Origin of the sequence: Nocardioides antri (genome assembly GCF_008373765.1) — a bacterium.
GTDB classification, from domain to species: Bacteria; Actinomycetota; Actinomycetes; order Propionibacteriales; family Nocardioidaceae; genus Nocardioides; species Nocardioides antri.
Window position 1 is genome coordinate 789,061 of the sequence record NZ_VUJW01000003.1, and the last position, 19,972, is coordinate 809,032.

At 73.2% G+C, this 19,972-nt stretch carries 15 protein-coding genes; 2 read left to right on the top strand and 13 right to left on the bottom strand.

The window, feature by feature from the left end; all coding sequences use genetic code 11:
• Positions 1-12: 12 nt before the first annotated feature.
• On the bottom strand, positions 13-1,854 hold the full coding sequence (locus F0U47_RS09965; protein ID WP_149750142.1) for a serine/threonine-protein kinase: 1,842 nt from the start codon (positions 1,852-1,854) through the stop codon (positions 13-15).
• A 94-nt stretch (positions 1,855-1,948) separates the two neighbouring features.
• Entirely contained in the window at positions 1,949-4,111 is a 2,163-nt protein-coding gene (locus F0U47_RS09970; RefSeq protein ID WP_188111257.1) for an MMPL family transporter, read from the bottom strand.
• A 133-nt stretch (positions 4,112-4,244) separates the two neighbouring features.
• Between F0U47_RS09970 and F0U47_RS09975 the strand changes: the two genes are divergently transcribed.
• Entirely contained in the window at positions 4,245-5,015 is a 771-nt protein-coding gene (locus tag F0U47_RS09975) for a TetR/AcrR family transcriptional regulator (protein WP_149750146.1), read from the top strand.
• Here F0U47_RS09975 and F0U47_RS09980 read toward each other — a convergent pair.
• Genes F0U47_RS09980 through F0U47_RS09990 form a run of 3 tightly spaced genes read right to left on the bottom strand, consistent with a single transcriptional unit; the run spans position 5,006 to position 7,110 of the window.
• Positions 5,006-6,001 (bottom strand): asparaginase, encoded by a 996-nt coding sequence (locus F0U47_RS09980; RefSeq protein ID WP_149750148.1) that lies wholly within the window; start codon positions 5,999-6,001, stop codon positions 5,006-5,008. The genes F0U47_RS09975 and F0U47_RS09980 overlap by 10 nt on opposite strands.
• The gene (locus F0U47_RS09985) at positions 5,998-6,690 is read right to left on the bottom strand and encodes an NAD-dependent deacylase (protein WP_223162711.1); all 693 of its coding nucleotides are present in this window, start codon (positions 6,688-6,690) and stop codon (positions 5,998-6,000) included. Before F0U47_RS09985 ends, F0U47_RS09980 begins: the two co-directional genes overlap by 4 nt.
• Before the next feature lie 18 nt (positions 6,691-6,708).
• Complete coding sequence (locus tag F0U47_RS09990) at positions 6,709-7,110, bottom strand: winged helix-turn-helix transcriptional regulator (protein ID WP_149750151.1); 402 nt, start codon at positions 7,108-7,110, stop codon at positions 6,709-6,711.
• Positions 7,111-7,238: 128 nt separating this feature from the next.
• Here F0U47_RS09990 and F0U47_RS09995 point away from each other — a divergent pair, with 128 nt between their 5' ends.
• On the top strand, positions 7,239-8,144 hold the full coding sequence (locus F0U47_RS09995) for an NADP-dependent oxidoreductase (RefSeq protein WP_149750152.1): 906 nt from the start codon (positions 7,239-7,241) through the stop codon (positions 8,142-8,144).
• A gap of 11 nt (positions 8,145-8,155) precedes the next feature.
• Here F0U47_RS09995 and F0U47_RS10000 read toward each other — a convergent pair whose 3' ends face one another.
• From F0U47_RS10000 to F0U47_RS10035, 8 genes are all read right to left on the bottom strand, one after another.
• Positions 8,156-9,109, bottom strand: a complete 954-nt coding sequence (locus tag F0U47_RS10000) for a 1,4-dihydroxy-2-naphthoyl-CoA synthase (RefSeq protein WP_149750153.1) — start codon at positions 9,107-9,109, stop codon at positions 8,156-8,158.
• A 68-nt stretch (positions 9,110-9,177) separates the two neighbouring features.
• On the bottom strand, positions 9,178-9,627 hold the full coding sequence (locus F0U47_RS10005) for a nitroreductase family deazaflavin-dependent oxidoreductase (RefSeq protein WP_149750155.1): 450 nt from the start codon (positions 9,625-9,627) through the stop codon (positions 9,178-9,180).
• A 139-nt stretch (positions 9,628-9,766) separates the two neighbouring features.
• Positions 9,767-10,378 (bottom strand): ACT domain-containing protein, encoded by a 612-nt coding sequence (locus F0U47_RS10010; RefSeq protein WP_149750157.1) that lies wholly within the window; start codon positions 10,376-10,378, stop codon positions 9,767-9,769.
• A 63-nt stretch (positions 10,379-10,441) separates the two neighbouring features.
• Positions 10,442-12,193, bottom strand: coding sequence for an exodeoxyribonuclease V subunit alpha (recD, locus tag F0U47_RS10015; protein WP_149750159.1), 1,752 nt, complete (start codon positions 12,191-12,193; stop codon positions 10,442-10,444).
• The gene (locus tag F0U47_RS10020; protein ID WP_246159546.1) at positions 12,190-15,537 is read right to left on the bottom strand and encodes a UvrD-helicase domain-containing protein; all 3,348 of its coding nucleotides are present in this window, start codon (positions 15,535-15,537) and stop codon (positions 12,190-12,192) included. The genes recD and F0U47_RS10020 overlap by 4 nt, the downstream gene beginning before the upstream one ends.
• The gene (gene recC / locus F0U47_RS10025; RefSeq protein WP_149750161.1) at positions 15,534-18,863 is read right to left on the bottom strand and encodes an exodeoxyribonuclease V subunit gamma; all 3,330 of its coding nucleotides are present in this window, start codon (positions 18,861-18,863) and stop codon (positions 15,534-15,536) included. The genes F0U47_RS10020 and recC overlap by 4 nt, the downstream gene beginning before the upstream one ends.
• A 41-nt stretch (positions 18,864-18,904) precedes the next feature.
• Positions 18,905-19,432, bottom strand: a complete 528-nt coding sequence (locus F0U47_RS10030) for a PGPGW domain-containing protein (RefSeq protein ID WP_149750163.1) — start codon at positions 19,430-19,432, stop codon at positions 18,905-18,907.
• A 21-nt stretch (positions 19,433-19,453) separates the two neighbouring features.
• Entirely contained in the window at positions 19,454-19,948 is a 495-nt protein-coding gene (locus F0U47_RS10035) for a nuclear transport factor 2 family protein (protein WP_223162712.1), read from the bottom strand.
• Between the last annotated feature and the right edge of the window lie 24 nt (positions 19,949-19,972).

A 19,972-nucleotide genomic window follows, 5' to 3' on the forward strand; every position in this document is an offset into this window, starting at 1 on the left:
GACGCCCGTCGCTCAGGGCTCCTCGGCGCTGGGCATCTGGTAGATCTCGTCCTCGGGCGGGAGCTCGACCTCGACGTCCTCGTCGAACTCGGAGTACTCGAACCACGCGTCCTCGGCCTCGTCCAGCCGCAGCAGGTAGTGGGGATCGGCGGCCATCACGTAGTAGGTCTCCTGGTTGGAGCCCTCCTGCAGGCGGACCTTCACCACGTCCTCGCCGCGCACGGAGCCGTTGCCCTCGTTGGTGGCGACGGCGTCGCCACGGCCGTCGCGCTCGAGGAACTCGTCGAGGTCGCAGACGCTCGTGAGCGCGTCCACGTCGAGCTCCAGCCACCGCCCGTCGAGCTCGGCGAGGAAGTCCGACGCCTGCTCGATGCCGAGGTCGGTGAGGAACGCCGCGTCGGGCCTCATCACCGTCCGGTCGCCCTGGTGGACGACCTCGGCCGTGCCGGTGCCGAGGTAGCTCATGGTGCCGGAGCAGTCGCCGTCGGCGGTGATCGACATCCGGATCGACACCTGCCGCCGGCCGTCGGGGAACTGTCCCGTCACCAGCACGGTGTCGAGGACCTTCATCTCCTTCTCCGAGGTCCGCAGGATCTCCTCCGCCGGCAGGGCGAGGAACGAGGATCCCGTCGTCGGGCCCGGTGTCGGGTCTTCCCCGTCGCCGTCACCGACCAGGAGCGCGGCGACCACGCCGCCGGTGACCGCCAGCACGCCCGCCGCCACGGAGGCGACGAGGAGCGTGGTGCGGGACCCGGAGCGCGACGGGTGTCCGCGGGGCAGGGCGGTGGGAGCGAGGTACGCCGGCGCGTCGGCCCCGGAGCGGCCGCTGTCCGGTGTCGGCGCTGGCGTCGGCCCGGGAGGCGGCCCGATCGGCGGCGGTGCGGTCGGCGTGGCCCGGCCGTTCGTGGCGGCCACACCGGGACGGGCGTGGGTGGCGATCGGCCGCTGCACCGTGCCGCCGCTGGGCTCGGGCACGGCCGATCCCGGGGCGTGCGGCAGCCTCAGCGCGGCCTGGAGGTCGGCCCGCATCGCCGCAGCGGTCGGGTAGCGCTCGCCCGGCTCCTTCGCCATCGAGAGCCGGAGGATGCGGTTCGTGGCCCGCACCATCGGGCTCTCGCCCGTGAGCTGCGGGAGCGGCCCGTTCACGTGGCCGGCGACGATCTGGTAGTCGCTCTGGCCGGTGTAGGGGGGCGCCCCGGTCAGGGCGACCCACAGCAGGCAGCCGAGCGAGTAGACGTCGGTGACGTAGCTCGCCTCGGCGCCGCCGTGGAGCTCCGGCGCCATGTAGGTGGGTGTCCCGACCGCCGAGGAGCCGAACCGGGTCGAGGCAGCGTCCAGCCGACGTGCGATGCCGAAGTCGGCGAGGTAGGCCCGCACGGCGTTGCCCCGGATCCGGACCAGGACGTTGCCGGGCTTGATGTCGCGGTGGACGAGGCCGGCCTCGTGGGCGTCGGACAGGCCGGACGCCACCTGCTCGATGACGCTCAGCGCGTCGACGAGGGGAGGCACGCCCGCCGTACGGATCAGGCGGCCGAGGTCGCCGTCGATGACCAGCTGGCTGGCGATGTAGACGTAGCCGTCCTCCTCGCCGTGGGCGTAGACAGCGACGACGTGCGCCGACTCCAGCGAGGCCTGGGCGCGCGCCTCCCGGCTGAACCGCTCGCGGAACTCCGGGTCGTGTGCGAAGTACGGAGCGACGATCTTGAGCGCCACCTCGCGACCGAGGTTCTCCTCGACCGCGCGGTAGACCACGCCCATGCCGCCCTGGCCGAGCTGCTCCACGATCCGGAACCGCCCGATCCGAGCACCAGGGACGGGATACCCGCGTGCCGAGCCTGCCGAGTCAGGGTCCACGGGACGTTTCTACCTGACGTGAGCGAACGGGAAGCCGACCGGGCGGGATGGGAGGATCCCGGCCCGGTCGGCTGGTTCGCCGGGCAGCTGCGGGTCAGACCCCCGCGGTGACCCGCTCGTCCTTGCCGGAAGGACCGCGTCGGCCGCCCTCCTCGCGGAAGCCGTTGCGCTCCCACCACCGGGCCATCGGGCCGGGTGCCCACCAGTTCCAGCGGCCGAGCAGCTTCATCGTCGCCGGCACCAGAAGCGCCCGCACGATGGTGGCGTCGACGAGGAGCGCGATCAGCATGCCGATGCCGATCATCTTCATGAAGACGACGCCGCTGAGGCTGAAGGCACCGATCACGACCCCCAGGAGGAGCGCGGCGCTGGTGATGATCCGGCCGGTCTTCTGCAGGCCGGTCGCGACCGCTAGGTCGTTGTCGCCGGTCGCGTCCCACTGCTCACGGACCCGGCTCAGCAGGAAGACCTCGTAGTCCATCGACAGGCCGAACAGCACCGCCAGCATCACGATCGGGTTGGTCAGGTCCAGGAAGCCGGAGCTGGTGAAGCCGAGCAGGCCCGAGAGGTTGCCGTCACTGAAGATCCAGGTCACGACACCGAACGACGCGGTGATCGAGAAGAAGTTCATCGCGACCGCCTTCAGCGGCAGCACCAACGACCCGAACGCGAGGAACAGCAGCACCAGCATGACCGTGACCACGATCAGCCCCATCCACGGGAGGTGGGACCTCACCGAAGAAGCCAGGTCGACGGTGTCGGCGGTCAGGCCGCCGACCAGGGCGGTCGTCCCCTCCGGGCTGGGGACGTCACGGAGCTCGCGCACGACGTCCTGGCTCCGCTCGGACTGGCTGTTGCCCTCCCACGCGGCGCGCAGCAGCGTCGTGCCGCCCTCGGACTCGACCGGGCGCACGTCGACCACTCCGTCGACGTCGCGGAGCGCATCGACGTACGACGACACCTGGGCCTCGTCCGCGCCCTCGATCAGCACGTTGGCGGTCGACCGCTCCGGGCCGAACTCGGTGTTGAGCCGCTCCGCGGCCTGGTGGGCCGCGGCGTCCGGCGGCAGGACCCGGTAGTCCACGCTGCCCCACTTCACCCCGAGGAAGGGGGACGCGACGGCCAGCAGCACGACGATGACGCCGACGGCGACGAGGACCGGCCGCCGCATCACACCATGCGCGAGCCGCGACCAGGCGCCGTGCTCGGCATCGACCGCGGTGCTGCGCTGCAGGAACGGGATGCGCAGCGAGTCGACCCGCTTCCCGAGCAGCGCCAGCGCGGCCGGCAGCACGGTCAGCGCGGCGACCATCGCGACGAGGACAGCCGCGATCCCGCCGTACCCGATCGACTTGAGGAAGGCCTGCGGGAAGACGAGGAGGGAACTCATCGACGCGGCGACGGTCAACGCGGAGAACATCACGGTGCGGCCGGCGGTCGCCATGGTGCGCACCACGGCGTGGCGGGTGTCGTCGGGGCTCAGCGCGATCTCCTCACGGAAGCGCGAGACGACGAACAGCGCGTAGTCGATCGAGAGGCCGAGCCCGATCAGGGTGATGATGTTGGGCGCGAAGATCGACACCTCGGTGATCTCGTTGAGCCCGGCGATCGCCGCGCGGGCGCCCACCACGGTGACGACGCCGACCAGGACCGGCAGCAGCGCGGCGGTCACGCTGCGGAAGATGATCAGCGACAGCAGCAGGACGATCGGCAGCGAGACGATCTCCGCCATCAGGAGGTCGTCCTTCGTGTGCTCGTTGACGTCGGAGTAGACCGCGAACGGGCCGGCGAAGTCGACGTCGAGGTCGGAGTCGGAGAGCGTCGGCCGGATGTCGCGGTAGGCGTCCACGAAGTCGTTCTGGCTGTCGCCGGCGAGCGAGATGTACACGGCGGTCGCGTGCTCGTCGTGGCTGAGCATCGCGGGGTCGTCGGTCTCGTAGAACGTGGCCATCGACGAGACGCGGTCGTCGGGCACGGCTGCGAGGGTCTCCTCGACCTCGGCGCGGAAGGCGGGGTCGGTGGCGATGTCGTCGGGGCTGGAGAAGATCGCGATGACGTCGACCGACCGGTTGCCGAACGTGTCGCGCTCCTGGGTCAGCTCCCGGGCCGACTCCGTCGCCGGGTCGTCGAACCCGCCGGCCGACAGCTTGTCCTCGAGGCCGACGCCGGCGAGCATCGCGGCGGCGGTGACGCCGAGACCCACCAGCAGCACGGCGAGGGCCCTCCGGACCACCACGCTTCCCCAACGCTCGATCATGCTCCGCACCTCTCGTGACATGGCGTCATCTTGGTTAACACCATTCACGGTAAACGGTGTAAACTCGCCGCGTCAACCCCGATCCGGGACCGCTCGCTGTGGTCCCGGTCGCACCCGGACCTCGAGGAGTGGCGTGCCCGTACTGCCCCAGCCGACCCGCCGCGAGCGGCAGCGGGAGGCGACGTACGACGAGATCGTGCGCGTGTCCACGCAGCTGCTGACCGACGGCGCCGAGCTGTCGCTGCGGGCGGTGGCGTCGCGGATGGGGATGACCGCCCCGGCGCTCTACCGCTACGTCGCGAACTACCAGGAGCTCGTCGACCTCGTGGCCTTCGAGCTCGACAAGGCCGCGACCCAGGACTTCATGGCGGCGGCGGAGAGCTACCTCGAGGACGACCCGGCGGCACGGCTCTGCGCCGCGTGCGTGGCGTTCCGCCGGTGGGCGCTGACCCGGCCGCGGGAGTTCGCGCTCGTGTTCGCCAACCCGATCGGCAGCGAGGACTCCGAGCGCCGCGAGCTGCTCACCTTGTCGACGTCGGGCCACTACTTCACCGACCTGCTCTACCAGATCTGGGAGCTCTACCAGTTCCCGTACCCGGCGCTCGACGACCTCGACCCGATCGTCCGCGACGCCGTCCTCGACCCGCTGATCCCCGCCAAGGCCGACCACATCGAGCCCGAGGACCGCGGCATCCTCTGGATCTACATGCGGTCCTGGTCGGCGCTCTACGGCGTCGTGACCCTGGAGTCGACCGGCCACTGCGACCCGCGGGTGATCGAGAGCGCGGCGCTGTTCCGCGCGACGATGCTCGACTGGCTGGAGCCCCTCGGGCTGGGCGCGGAGACCGAGCGGCTCACCGCGGTGCTCGACGCCGAGCTGGCCCGGGACCGCTCTCAGAGGTAGGTCGGCAGCGCCGCCCGCACCTGCGCAGGGTCGCCGATCGTGGCGAGGAGGCCGAGCAGCAGGATCCGTCCCTGGCCGGCGCGCAGGGTGCCGAGCGGCACCGCCCCGGCAGCCACCAGGTCGGCCCCACCTCCCCCGCCGCCGTAGATCCCGGCCACCGGGCCGGTGTCGACCCGCGTCGTGAGGCCGACGACCACGCCGCGGTCGGTGAGCTCGGCGACCGCCTCGACGATCGCCGGGTTGGCGTTCCCGGACCCGGTCGCCACGAGGACGACGCCGCGGGCACCCGCCGCCGCGAACGCCCGCAGGGCGGTGCCGTCGACGCCCGGGTAGACCGCGGCGATGTCCACCCGCACCCGCTCGATGTCGGCGAGGCCGATGTCGAGGTGCTCCCGGTGGGCGGGCACGCCGTCGACGACCAGCCGCCCGTCGACGACCCGGCCGAGCGACCCCCCGTCCGGCTGCGCGAACGCGGTGACCTCGTGGGTGTGGACCTTGCGGGTGCCCCGCGCCGCGAGCACGCGGCCGTCGAACACCACCAGCACGCCGAGACCCCGGGCAGCGGGGTCGGCGGCGACGAGGAGCGCGTCGCGGAGGTTGCCCGGACCGTCGGCGTCGGGGGCGTCGGCCGGTCGCTGCGCGCCGGTCAGCACGACCGGTCGGTCGTCGGTGTGCACCAGGTCGAGGAGGTACGCCGTCTCCTCCGCCGTGTCGGTCCCGTGCGTCACCACCACCCCGCGGACCGCAGGATCGTCCAGCGCCGCGCGCACCTCACGGACGATGACCGCCTGGTCGGCGGTGGTGAGGGCCGAGCTGTCCTTGACGAACAGGTCCCGGGCGGCGACCTCGACGTCGCGGAGGCCGAGTCCGGCGACCAGCCCCTCCGTCAGTCGATCGACGGTCTCGACGGGCTGCGCGGCGCCGTGCTCGTCGCGCCGGCTGGCGATGGTGCCGCCCGTGCCGAGGACGGCGATCCGGACGGTCATGCCTGCATCAGCTCGGCCACCCAGGCCGGGACCAGCTCACCGGCGCGGCCGTGCCGGGCCTCGTGGAAGAAGTGGCTGCCTTCGCTCGGGACCAGGTTGAGCTCGAGCGTCCGGGCGCCGAAGGCCCTCGCCTGCTGGACGAAGCCGGCCGCGGGGTAGACCGCGCCGGAGGTGCCGACCGAGACGAAGAGATCGCAGGCCGCGAGCGCCTCGAAGATGTCGTCCATCCGGTAGGGGATCTCGCCGAACCAGACCACGTCCGGCCGGAGGTCGCCCTTCCCGCACGAGCCGCACGGCGGTGCGCCCAGCATCGGGCCCTCCCACCGGACCCGGCCGCCGCAGCGAATGCAGAGCGCCGAGAGCAGCTCGCCATGCATGTGGACCACCCGCGTCGACCCGGCCCGCTCGTGAAGGTCGTCGATGTTCTGAGTGACCAGAGTCAGGTCGTCCCCGAGCACCCGCTCGAGGTCGGCGAGCGCGACGTGGGCGGGGTTGGGTACGACGCCGGCCAGCGCCGCTCGCCGCTCGTCGTAGAACCGGTGCACCGTCTCCGGATCCGCCAGGAACCCCTCCGGCGTCGCCACGTCCTCGACGCGGTGGCCCTCCCACAGCCCGTCGGCGTCGCGGAAGGTCGGCACCCCGCTCTCGGCGGAGATGCCGGCTCCCGTGAGGACGACGACCCGTGGCACGGCGGCCAGCCTAGGACCTCAGCGAATGGCGTCGTACCGCTCCCGGGCGGCGTGGACCTCGCTCATGTGCGTCTCGGCCCAGCCCTTGATGCCGAGCATGAGGTCCTGGAGGGACGCGCCCAGCGGGGTGAGGGTGTACTCCACGGTGACCGGCACCGTCGGCGTGACCGTGCGGGTCACCAGGCCGTCGCGTTCGAGGGAGCGCAGGGTCTGGGTGAGCATCTTCTGGCTCACGCCGGCGAGCCGGCGGGCGAGCTCGGAGTAGCGGAGCGTGCCGCCGTCGTGGAGCGCGGCGATCGTGAGCGCCACCCACTTGTCGGAGATCCGGCCGAGCAGCTGCCGGCTGGGGCAGGCGGCGAGGAAGGCGTCGTACTCCTCCTTCGCGCGGGCGCGGCGCTGGGCTGCGGTCATTGTCGGCATCGGCGGTTCCCTTTCCGGCACCTATCGGCAACTAACACACTTCAAGGTGTCTACTCTCTATTGGAAAGTTACCACGCCCGAGGGTGGTTCTGGAGGCGACAACGAACCACGACCCTCCAGGAGGAACCATGAGCTCCACGTACCGCGCCGCAGTCGTCCGCGTCCCGGGTGGCCCGGAGGCCATCGAGCTGATCGACCTGCCCGTCCGCCACTCCGGCGCCGGCCAGGTGCGGGTGCGGATCGAGGCGGCCGGGGTGAACCCGGTCGACCTCGCGGTCGCCGACGGCTACTTCCACTCGATCGGACTGATCGACCAGCCCGAGCACGCCGGCCTCGGCTGGGACTTCGCCGGCACGGTGATCGAGGCCGGCGACGGCGTCGACCTCACCGTCGGCACCCGGGTCGCCGGGATCGTGCCGGGCCTCGACCGCGACCTCAGCGGGTACGCCGAGGAGATCGTCGCCCCGCTGGAGTGGATCGCGCCGGTGCCCGACGGCCTCTCGACCGTCGAAGCCGCCACCCTGCCGCTCAACACGCTGACCGCCGCTCAGGTCGTCGACCTGCTCGGCGACGGCGACGGCCGGCAACTGCTGGTGACCGGCGCTGCCGGTGCCGTCGGTGGGTACGTCGCGCCGCTCGCGGCCGAGCGCGGCTGGGTCGTCACCGGCCTGGCCCGCGCCGAGGACGAGGCCTTCGTCCGCGGCCTCGGCGTCGCGTTCACCGCGGACGTGAGTGACGGCTGGGACGCCGTGGCCGACCCCGCCGGGCTCCAGGAGCGCGGGGTCGCGCTGGTGCGAAACGGCGGCGTGTTCGTCGGGGTGCTCCCGCCCGCGCTCCCCGGGGAGCGGGACATCACCGCGCGCGCCGTCGACGTGACGCCCGACGCGGCGAGGCTCGCCGAGCTGCTCGGACGCGCTGGCCGCGGCGACCTGCCGGCCCGGGTCCACGCCGAGCTACCGCTGGCCGAGGCCGCCGAGGCACACCGGGCGGTAGCGAAGGGCGGCGTCCGGGGACGCTACGTCCTGCGCCCGTAAGCCAGTCCGGCTCAGTAGTACCAGGGGTACGGCGACCAGTCCGGCTCGCGCTTCTCGAGGAACTGGTCCCGTCCTTCCTGCGCCTCGTCGGTCATGTAGGCAAGCCGGGTCGTCTCGCCGGCGAACAGCTGCTGGCCGACGAGGCCGTCGTCGGGCAGGTTGAAGGCGTACTTGAGCATCCGCACGGCCGTGGGGCTCTTGCCGTTGATGATCCGGCCCCACTCGAGCGCGGTCGCCTCGAGCTCCGCGTGCGGGACGGCCCGGTTGACCGTGCCCATGCGCATGCCGTCCGCGGCGTCGTACTCCTCGGCGAGGAAGAAGATCTCGCGGGCGTACTTCTGGCCGACCTGGCGGGCGAGGTACGCCGACCCGTAGCCGCCGTCGAACGACCCGACGTCGGCGTCGGTCTGCTTGAACCGCGCGTGCTCGGCGCTCGCGAGGGTCAGGTCCGCCACCACGTGCAGCGAGTGGCCGCCGCCGGCCGCCCAGCCGGGTACGACGCAGAGGACGACCTTGGGCATGAACCGGATGAGTCGCTGGCACTCGAGGATGTGGAGCCGGGCGAGCTTCGCCTTGTCGATCGGGCTGGGCTCCTCGGCTCCGGTGGCCGTGCTCTCGTGGCTGCCGGCGGCCACAGCCTCGTACTGGTAGCCGGCCTTGCCGCGGATCCGCTGGTCGCCGCCGGTGCAGAAGCTCCGCTTGCCGTTCTTCGGGGACGGGCCGTTGCCGGTGAGGACCACGCAGCCGACGTCGGCCGACGTACGCGCGTGCTCCAGCGTGCGGAGCAGCTCGTCGACGGTGTGGGGGCGGAACGCGTTGAGCACGTCCGGCCGGTCGAACGCGATCCGGACCGTCCCGTGGGCCTTGGCCCGGTGGTACGTCAGGTCGGTGAGGCCCTCGAACCCGGGGACCTCGTCCCAGGCATCCGGGTCGAACGTCTCCGACACACCCTCGATCGCGCTCATGGCGGCGAGGCTATCGAGTCGTCATTGCCACCGTGACCGATAGGTCACCCTGGCAAGGACGACCGCGCTCAGTCGACGGGCTCCAGCACGAAGACCGGGATCTGGCGGTCGGTCTTCTCCTGGTACGACGCGTAGGTCGGCCAGGTGGCCACCGCGTGGTCCCACCACTGCTGGCGCTCGTCACCCTCGACCAGCCGAGCGCGGTAGAGCGCGGGCTCGGGGCCGTCCTGGAGCTGGACGACCGGGTGGGCCAGGAAGTTGGCATACCAGGTCGGGTTCTCGGGCCCGCCGCCGTAGGACGCGATGGCGGCGTACTTCCCGTCCTTCTCCACCCGCATCACCGGGTTCTTGCGCAGCTTGCCGGACTTGGCGCCGCGCGAGGTGATGACGACGATGGGCCAGTCGGGGTTGCCGCGCAGGACGTTGGCTTCCCTGCCTCCGGTCGCCTCGTAGGTCGCGACCTGGTCGCGCACCCACTCGGCCGGGCTGGGCTCGTACTCGCCTTCGAGGAGATCCATGCCTCAGGCAATGCCATTGGCCGGTCGATCATTCCCGGCGGTGGGGGGTTGTCCGCCTCTCCCACGGGTTGTCGGCCACTGCAACGGCTGACAACCCGTGGAATACCCGGTCGACCGGGTATTCCGCGCCCCCCGACCGTCAGGTCCCGGCGATCGTGACCGCGAGCCCCGAGAGGTGCCCCAGGCGTGCGATCTCGGAGTCGACGAAGTCGGGACCGCCACGCCGGCCGATCACGATGATCTGGTTGCCGTCGAGCCGGGCGGCGGCGTAGAGGGTGACGTCGTCGTCGGTCTCCGGGTCGAGCCGGGTCGGGCCCTCGAGCTCGACGAAGTCGAACTTCTCCGGTGCCGCACTGGTGCCCAGCACGACGCCCTTCGCCCGGTGCACGCGCGCTGCCCAGTCGGAGCGGAACGTCCGCGGCAGCAGGTGGACCAGCCGGTCGAGCGCCTCCTTGGGCGCGACGGTCAGCTCCTCGACCGCCTCGAGGTCGAGCGTCAGGTTGCCCCCGGCCGGATAGCGACTGATCCAGACCACGCGCACCCCGTCGATCGCGTTGCACGCCGACACGATCGAGTCGGGCATGGTGCCCTCGGCGGTCTCCAGCAGGACATCGTCGAGCGCGGTGCCGTCGGACCGTTTCTCCACGATCTCGATCGCCTCGATGTCGCCCCCCGCCATACCGATCGCGGTCGCCACCCTGCCCAAGGACCCCGGGACGTCAGGCAGCTCGACACGAAGCAGGAAGGGCATGCCTGCGAGGCTAGCCGCCCGGTGTTGCGCAGCCGTTTCGGGGCCAGCACCCGGTACGGCGGGTCAGCTGCCCGCGAGCCGCTGCGCGAGACCGGTCGCGCGCTGCGCGCGACGCTCGACCGCCGCGACGACCGACTCCGGGGTGCCGACGACGTGCACGCGCTCCTTGGCGCGGGTGACCGCGGTGTAGAACAGCTCGCGGGTGAGCAGCGGCGAGTCCTCGGGCGGGAGCAGCAGCGTGACCTCGCCGACCTGGCTGCCCTGGCTCTTGTGGATCGTCATCGCGTGGAGCGTCTCGACGGCCCCGAGCCGGGCGGTGGCCAGCCACAGGTGCCGGCCGACCCCGGCGATGACGCCCCGCAGCCGGTCGCCGTCGCGCACGACCACGCCGGTGTCGCCGTTGAACAGCCCGAGACCGTAGTCGTTGGCGGTGACGAGGAGCGGCCGCCCGGCGTACCACTCGTGCCAGATGGTCGGGTCGCCGGCGGCGTCGGCCAGCAGCCGCTCGGTGAGGCGGTTCCAGTGCGCGACGCCATAGGGGCCGTCGCGGTGGGCGCACAGCAGCCGATGGGCGTCCATCGCCGCGAGCGCGGCGTCGGCGTCGCCCGCCAGCGCCGCGGAGCGTACGGCGCGCGCGTGCTCGAGCAGCCGCTCCCGGAGTGTCTCGGCGTGCTCGGCCGGGTCGAACAGGCGCACCCGGTCGTCGCTGCCGTCGAGCAGCGCCAGCACCCGATCGGTCTCTCCCCGGCGCAGCGACTCGGCCAGCGCGCCGATGCTCTCGCCGAACCGGTGGGTGGTGTGCAGCCCGGTGACGGCGCCGGAGGTGCGGCCGGCGAGCCCCTGCACCAGGTCGGCGAGCACGGCGCCCGCCTCGACGCTGGCGAGCTGGTCGGCGTCGCCGACCAGGATCAGCCGGGCGTCCGGGCGCACCGCCTCGAGCAGCCGGGCCATCATCGTGAGGGAGACCATCGAGGTCTCGTCGACGACGACCACGTCGTGGGGCAGCTTGTTGCGCCGGTGGTGGCGGAACCGGTTGCGCGACCCGGGCATCCACCCGAGCAACCGGTGGAGGGTGGACGCGGTCAGCCCACCGAGCCGGGCCCGGTCGGCGTCGGTGAAGCGGTCCTCGGCCTGCGCCTCCTGCACCGCCTCCTGCAGCCGGGCCGACGCCTTGCCGGTCGGCGCGGTGAGCGCGATCCGCAGCGGCTGGTCGGCCTGCTCGGTGAGCAGCGCGAGCAGACCGGCCACCGTCGTGGTCTTGCCGGTGCCGGGCCCGCCGGTGAGCACCGTCGTCCACTGGCGAGCGGCGGCGAGCGCCGCGGCGCGCTGCTCGGCGTAGCCCTCGGGGAACAGGCGCTCGGCCGTAGCCGCGAGCGCCGCCTCGTCGACGACCGGCGCAGGCGCGGCGATGCGGGCCAAGAGGTCGTCGCGGACCTGTCCCTCCTCCCGCCAGAACCGGTCGAGGTAGAGCAGGTCGTCCTCGCAGCGCAGGATCCCGGCAGCCACGAGCGGGCTCGCGTCCACGAGCACCAGCCACCCCGCCGGGTCGGGCCAGGGCAGGTCCTCGGCGCCGTCGCTCACGGTCAGCCCGGGCAGGTCGACGCACACCGAGCCGTGCCGGGCGGCGCGGACGGTGACCGCGACCGCGAGCGCGACCTCGGCGGAGGCCTCCCCCGCGAGCGCGCAGATCCGCGCGGCGGCGTGGACATCGGCCGCAGTCAGCAGACCGGCCTGGTTGAACGTCGCGAGCAGTCCAGTGGCGCCGGCGGCGATCCGGTGGTCGTCACGGTCCTCGACCTCGAACAGCTCGGTCATCGCCCACCTCCGTCGAGCAGGTCGGACAGCCCGATGGTGAGCGCGGCCGGCGGCTGCCAGCTGAAGACACCGCACGGCACGCCGTCGACCTCGGGGGTCTCGGGCCCGCACATGCCGCGCACGTAGAGGTAGAGCACGCCGCCGAGGTGCGTCGCCGGGTCGTAGCCGGGCAGTCGCCAGCGCAGGTAGCGGTGGGCCACGACGGAGTAGAGCAGCGCCTGCAACGGGTAGTGCGAGTGGAGCATCGCCTCGGTCAGCCGCGCCGGCGCGTAGTCGGCGGCGGTGACCGGCCGGCCGATGTCGCCCAGTCGGTTGGTCTTGTAGTCGACGACGAGGAACCGCCCGGACGGCAGCCGCAGGACGGCGTCGATGCTGCCGGACAGGTACCCGCGCAGGGTCTGGTCGGCGAGCGGGGGCTGCTCGAGCCGGTCGGCGTAGGCGACCATCGGGTCGCCGTCGAGGTGCGTGCGCAGGACGGGCGCCAGGTCCTGGAGGCGGACCTCGCCGTCGGCGCCGGGACGAACCCGCGCGAGGTCACCGCCGACCAGCGGGATCTCGAAGTCGAGCTCGCGCAGCCGGTCCCGCAGCGGGATCCGGCCCAGCGTCAGCCCGTCGGCGAGCGGGCCGAGCGAGGTCTCCTGCATTGGCAGCAAGGCCTCGGCGAGCTCGTCGGCGGTGACCTCGGACGGCCACCACCGCAGCTGCTCGTGTACGCGCGTCCGGAGCTCGGCGCGCAGGTCGGGCGCCCCGGGATCGGCGTGCTCGAGGACCGCGTGGACCAGCGACCCGAAGCCGGCGCCTGCCGGGAGGTCGGCCATCGGCGAGAGCACGTCAGCCAGCTCGACCGCCGAGGGCTCGGTGACGGGCAGGTCCTCGGCCTCGTCGTCGCCCGGCTCGTCGTCCTTGCCGCGGACCTCCGGCTCGCTGGTCGCGATGGCCTGCTCCTCGACCCGGATCAGCCCGGAGTACGACGTCCGCCGCCACTCGGTGTCGATCACGCGGTCGAAGACCCGTGCCGCGAGCGGCTCCTCCTCGCGGTCGGGCTCCGTCAGCCGGTCCTTGGTCGGGCCGGCGATCTCGACGGCAGGCCCGCCGTAGTCGCGCTCGATGGTGCGCAGGATCTCCTGCGCCCGCTCGTCGGACCCGACCGGAGCCACCCGCAGGACGTCGCGGGTGCCGGGGCGGCGACCGAAGAGCATGCGGTGCAGGGGTCCCTTCTCGGTGCCCTCGTCAGGCGCCCACCAGGTGACGACCTGCGACTGCGCACGGGTCAGCGCGACGTAGAGCTTGCGGAGCTCCTCGCCTGCCTCCTCCGCCCGGTGCGCCTCGACGCTGGCCGCCCACTGGCGACCGCTGCCGGCGACGTCGATGAGCCGGCGCAGCCTGCCGGGGTCGGAGCGGTCGTGGAAGAGCGCCGTCTGGAGCTCGCGCTCGTAGCCGGCGTAGAGGTAGGGGAGGTAGACGATGGGGTACTCGAGGCCCTTGCTGCCGTGGATGGTGACGATCTGCACGGCGCGCGCGTCGGAGTCGAGCCGCCGCGGCCGCTCGCCCGCCGCGACCCGGAGCCGCTCGTCGCGGAACCACTCGAGCAGCGCGGTCAGGCCGAGCCGCTGGCTCACCGCCTGCTGGTGCAGCAGCTGACCGAGGTGGCGCAGGTCGGTCAGCAGCCGCTCGCCACCGACCCGGCCGAGGATCCGGCTGCTCAGGCCGCGCTCCTCGAGCGACTCGACGAGCGCAGCGACGCCGCGGGTGCGGACCAGGATCGCACCGTCCCGCAGGTCGTCGGCCACCTCGCCGGTGAGGGCGTCGCCACCGGCGACCAGCCCCGGCACGTCGTAGCCGAAGAAGCACGTCAGCGCCGCCGACCGCACCAGCTGCGGCCGGTGCGGGGCGTCGAGTGCCTTGAGCAGTGCCAGCCAGTCGTCGGCCGCCGGGGTCAGGAAGACGTCGCCGCCGCCGTTGAGGACGACGGGCACACCGCGCTTCTGCAGCGCCGACTCCACCATCCCGCCGTGGAGGCGGTCGGCGACGAGGACCGCGACGTGGTGGGCGCGGACCGGGTCGCCGTCCCAGGTCGCGCCGGACTCCAGCAGCGCCACCACGTCGCCGGCGAGGTCGGCCGCGATCCGCTCCCGGGCGGACCACCACCGGATCAGGCCGTCCTTGAGCTTGAAGTCGTCGCGGGTCAGCTGCCGGATCCGGAACGGCGCCGGGCAGGGAGCGCCGACCAGCCGGGACTCCGCGTGGGACGCGGCGACCGGGTGGACCACGATGTCGGCGGACCCCAGCCCGGCGTTGCCGAGGGTCGCGTTGAACTTGTCGACGAGGGGTGCGTCGGACCGCCGGTTGGTGCCGAGGGTCGCGCGAGTGCCGGCCTGCCGGGAAGCGAGGAGGTAGGTGTCGACGTCGCCGCCGCGGAAGCCGTAGATCGCCTGCTTGGGGTCGCCGATGAGGATCAGCGTCCCGTGACCGTGGAACGCCCGCTCGAGCACCTGCCACTGCACGGGGTCGGTGTCCTGGAACTCGTCGACGAGGACGATCCGCCACCGGTTGCGCATCCGCACGCGGGCGGGGGCGTCGTCCTGCTCGAGCGCGTGGGCGAGCCGGGCGAGGAGGTCGTCGTAGGACTGGATGCCGAGGCGCTGCTTGCGTCGCTCGACCTCGCCGCGGACGCGCTGCGCGAAGTCGGCGCGCGCGGCTGCCACCGGGTGGGACGCGTCGGTCGGCGCGAGGTCGACGTTCTGGTGGAGCACCGCCTCGCGGCCGATGGCGGCGGCGGTGGCGCGGTCGACGAGAGGAGCGGAGGTACGCCGTCCGTGGTCGGCCAGGTAGAGGTCGTCGACCACCTCGAGCACCAGCTCGTCGAGCGACTCGACCAAGGTGGCGGACGTGTCGCTCTCGCTCGCGACACCGAGCGACCGGAGGACGACGTGGCAGAACTGGTGGGTGGTCGCGATGGTCGCGCTGTCGAACGCCGCCAGCGCGCTGCGCAGCCGCTCGAGTCGCCGGGCCAGCTCGGCCGGGTCCACGTCGAGCAGATGCACCAGCACCTCGTTGTCGGCGGCCGCGTCACCGGTCGCCAGCTGGCGGGCGATCGCCCGCTCGGCGCTGGTGAGCTGCTCGCGCACCCGCGCACGCAGCTCCTGGGTGGCCGACCGGCTGAACGTGATGACGAGCATCTCGTCGAGCGTCGCCTCGCCCTCGGCGACGTAGCGGGTCACCAGCGCACCGACCGTGAAGGTCTTGCCGGTGCCGGCGCTCGCCTCGAGCAGGGTCGTGCCCACGGGCAGCGGCCCGACCAGGTCGAAGGTCGGCAGCTGGTCGGCCTCGGTCGACGGACTCACCAGCTCCCCACCTCGCTCTCGAGCAGCGGGCTCCACACGCGCATCGCCAGCGCGCCGAAGCGGGTCGGCTCGGCACCCTCACCGGGCTCGGCGACTCCCGGAAGCGGCGCCTTGTCACCCCACACGAGCACGTGCTCGGCGTCGAGCCGCTCGCCGTCGAAGCGGCCGTCGTAGCGCCAGCACTGGAAGTCGACCCGGTCCACGGCGGCACCGGCGTCGGTGTGGGTGCGGCGGGCACGGGCGTACTTCAGCGACGTCTTGAGCGGCAGCGGCAACGGCGCCACCAGTCCCTCGTCGCGGATGGCGACGAGGTCGCGGAGCCAGCCGTGGGCCCGGTGGTCGAGCGGACCGAGCCGGGACAGGTCCACGTCGTTGCGGACCTGCTCGGGACGGCCGATGGTCAGGCTGCGCCAGGCCCGGTCCTCGTCGCTCGCGGCGAGGGCGAGCAGCTTGACCCAGGAGTGGAGCCGGTGCTTGGGACCGAGCCGGGAGTAGCTGACCCGCACCAGCAGGTCGCCGTAGAGCTCCGGCACGGTGCCGCGCAGCCGGCGACCGTCGCCGAGGTCGACGTCGACGTCGACGGCCCGCGGTGACGGGCCGGTGTGGGCGAGCGCCTCCCGGGCCAACGGCTTGGCGCGGCCGATGACCTTCTGCAGGACGCGCTCGCCGAGCTCGCCCGGGGGTACGACGCCGCGCCGGCGCTCGCGCTCCACCGCGACGTCGGGGTGGTGGCCGCGCATCAGGTCGCCGAGGACCCGGTCGCCGACCGCCCACTCCTCGAGGGGGTCGAGGGTGATCGGGACCCGGTCGTCGACGGGTTCGTCCTCGCGCGGCAGCGCGATGCCGAGGCGCTGCTTGAGGAAACCCTTGACCGGGCCGCCGAAGAACTCGACGAGGTCGTCGAGAGCGACGTCGCCTGGCTCCGGCGGCGGCAGCGGCCCGGGGAGGAACGGCGGCACCTCCTCGCGCTCCCGCTCCACCGCGCGCGCCCCGGCGAGAGCGAACCGGTCGAAGGCGAACGTCGCCCCCGGCACGAGTGCCCCGGTCACGAGGTTGCGCCGGTCGAACGGCTGCAGCGGGTGCTGCACGGTGACCAGGTCCCGCACGGCGCCGTCGGGAGCGGTCGCGGTCTGGTCGAGCGCGTCGAGCAGCTCGCCGACGGGCACGGCGGGCGGGCGGGTCTGACCGGTGTACTCGTTGGCGCCGGTGTAGGTGAGGACCAGGGTGTCGGTCGCCGCGAGCACGGCGTCGAGGAGCAGCTGGCGGTCCTCGCTGCGCGGGTCGCGCTCGCCGGTCAGCGGCCGCCGGGCCAGCACGTCGTCACCGTCGGTGACACCGACCCGCGGGAAGATCCCGTCGTCGAGGCCGAGCAGGCACACCACCCGGTGCGGCACCGAGCGCATCGGCACCAGCGTCGACACCGTGAGCACGCCGGTGCGGAAGTTCGCGCGGGTCGGCCGGCCGGCGAGGCGGTCGGAGAACATCGCCCGGACGTCGGGCAGCCGGAGCTCCACCCCGGTGCCGGCGCCTGCGCGCAACGCGTCGAGCTCGCGCTGCACCTGGCCGAGCTGCCAGGAGTCGGTCGGCCGCACCGACGTCAGCGCGCCCACCCCGTCCTCGATCGCGCTCAGCCAGTGCTCGAGCGGATGGGTGCCGACGAGCCGGTCGGTCACCGCCTCGAGGCGGGCGACGAGCTCCGCGAGCCGGCCGATCAGGTCGACGTCGCCGCTGCCGACGTCGTCGAGCGGCAGCACCTCGCCGAGCAGCGTGTCGCTGTCGTCGGACAGGGCGATCCCGCTGAGCAGCCGGTCGAGGCCGACCCGCCAGGTGTTGTCGGCGTAGCCGTCGAGGCCGAAGTCGGCCCGGTGCGCGGCGTCGAAGCCCCACTTCACGCCGACCTGGGCGACCCAGGTGGCGAGCAGGTCGAGGTCGTCGTCGCGGAACCCGAAGCGGCGGCGCACCGGCTCGGCGTGGGCGAGGTCGAGCACGGCGCCCACGCCCGCCCGGCCGCCGGCGAGGTCGAGGAGCCGGGCGACCACCGCCAGCAGCGGGTTGGTCTGGTCGAGCGCGCGGTCCGCGAGGCTCACCCGGAGCCGGTGGGCGGGATGGCCGTCCGGCCCGACCACGTCGGCGAGCCCGAACGCCGCGGACAGCAGCGGGGCGTAGCTCTCGATGTCGGGACACATCACCAGCACGTCACGCGGCTCGAGCGTGGGGTCGTCGGCCAGCAGGCCGAGCAGCACCTCGCGGAGCACCTCAACCTGGCGGGCCGGCCCGTGGCAGGCGTGGAGCTGGACGGAGCGGTCGTCGCGCCGGAGGACGCGAGCGCCTGCCGGCCCCGCGGCGTTGGCGCGGAGGTCGGCCTGGAGCCAGCCGAGCAGCGTGTCGGGCGTCCCCGGGTCGGGGGCGGGCGACTCGTCGATGTGGCCCACCGTGGCCAGGGTCCGCTGGAGCTCGCGGGTGTCGCGGCCGAGGGTGGCGAGCAGCGGGTGCCCGACCTGCAGGTGGGAGCGGTCCTCGACGCGCGGCACGACGCCGACCAGGCCGGCGAGCCGCGACCACAGCGCGGTCGACGGGTGCGGCAGCCAGAGGTGGACGTCGCGGCCGGCGGCGAGGGCGTCGAGCAGCGCGAGGTCGCCGACGGCGAGCCGGGTGTGGCCGAAGAGGTTGACCCGCTCCGGGAGGTCGACCGCGGCGGGGTCGGTCCGCAACCGCTCGATCGCCGCTGCCTGTCGCTGCACCGGGTCCGGGGCGGCGACGGCCGCCGCGAGCCGGCGCCACAGCTCGGGCTGCCAGGTGAGGTCGTCGGGCACGACACCGCCGGCTCCGTCGCTGTCGCGGCCCGTGGCCCAGTCGGCCACGAGCGACGGCCGCTGCGCGGCGTACGACGCGAAGAGACCCGCCAGCCGCCGCGCGGTCGCGAACCGGCGACCACGGCGCAGCTCACCGTCGTCGCCGGCCACGCCGTGCCCGAGGTGGCGCGCGAGGGTCGCCGCCCACGGCTCGCTCACCGCCTCGTCGATCACGCGCAGGAGCGGCCAGGCGAGCGCCTCGGCCGCCCACGGGTCGTCGTCGGGCCGCCCCGACACCACGGCGAACAGGGAGCGCGGGCTCAGGAAGTCGACGCCGGCGCACACACCGTCGTCGCGGCCCGGAGCCGTGCCGAGCCGATGCGAGAGCCGCTGGGAGAGCCACCGCTCCACGCCCTTGGCCGGCACCACCACGAGCTCGGCCGCGAACGGGTCGGCCAGCGGCGTCACCAGGAGCTCGCCGAGCTGGTCGGCGAGCTGGTCGGTGCGCGCGGCGCGGTGGACGTGAAGGGCCATGGCGGACCGAGGTTAGCCGTGGGGCCCGACGCTTGCGTGCTTCAGTCCTTGTCCTTGGCCTTGTCCTTGGCCTGCTCGTGGTGCAGGCGCTCCTTGATCTCCTCGTCGGCCTCGTCGATCTCCTTCGACAGCGCCGCGACCGCCTCGGGCTTCCCGAAGAACCGACGGTAGGAGTACACGAGGAGCGCGATCGCGAGCACGCACGAGACCAGCAGGGTGACGCCGGTCCACGGGCCGCCGGCCAGCCACCAGTCGTCGTCGACGGGCCACCAGCCGGGGACGTCGGGGCCGACGATCCACAGCACGCCGAACGCACCGATGCCGACGGCGAAGATGCTCGACATGACGACGCGCGGCACCGTCTCGACGGCCTCGGCCGCACCCCGGAGGGCGCGGAGCTCGATGGGGCCGAGCCACCGGTCCGCCCATTCGAACTCCGACGACAACACCTTCACCCCGGCGTAGAGCAGCATCCAGCCGGGTCCCGGGAGCGGGATCGCGGCGATGCCGACCAGCACGATCAACCAGCCGGCGACCCCGATGGCGATGCGTCGCGCTGGTGCCGTCATGGCCTCATCCTGCCGTAGGGCTCAACCACCGAAGCGATCGAGATAGGCGCGCACGTCGTCGTCCGCGTTGTCGTGCGCGACGGCGATCCGGGCCCACGTCATCGCCATCTCGTGGAAGCGGAGCGGGTTGTAGACGTCCTCCTCGCAGGAGAAGAGGCCGTCGCCGGCGTACGTCATGATCGTGATGTTGGGCTCCTCGAGCAGGGTCCCGTCGCCCGGGTCCGGCATCGGGTTCCGCACCTCGCACACCAGCCGGGCGGCGTCGGCGTCGACGACCTGCCAGCTCAGCGGGAAGCCGGTCATCACCCGCCCCGGGTACGCCGTCATCGTCCGCACCGACCACGCGCGGATCTCCTCGCGCCCGCGGAAGGTGCCCATCGCGTGCTCGACGTAGACCGCGTCCGGCGTGAACAGGTCGGCGTAGCCGGTCCAGTCGCCGGAGGCCACGAACCCCGCGACCTGCTCGTGGAACGCGGCGTAGGCATCGGTGATCTCGTCTGCACTGAAGCGGCTCACCCGAAGATCCAACCACTAGGCTCG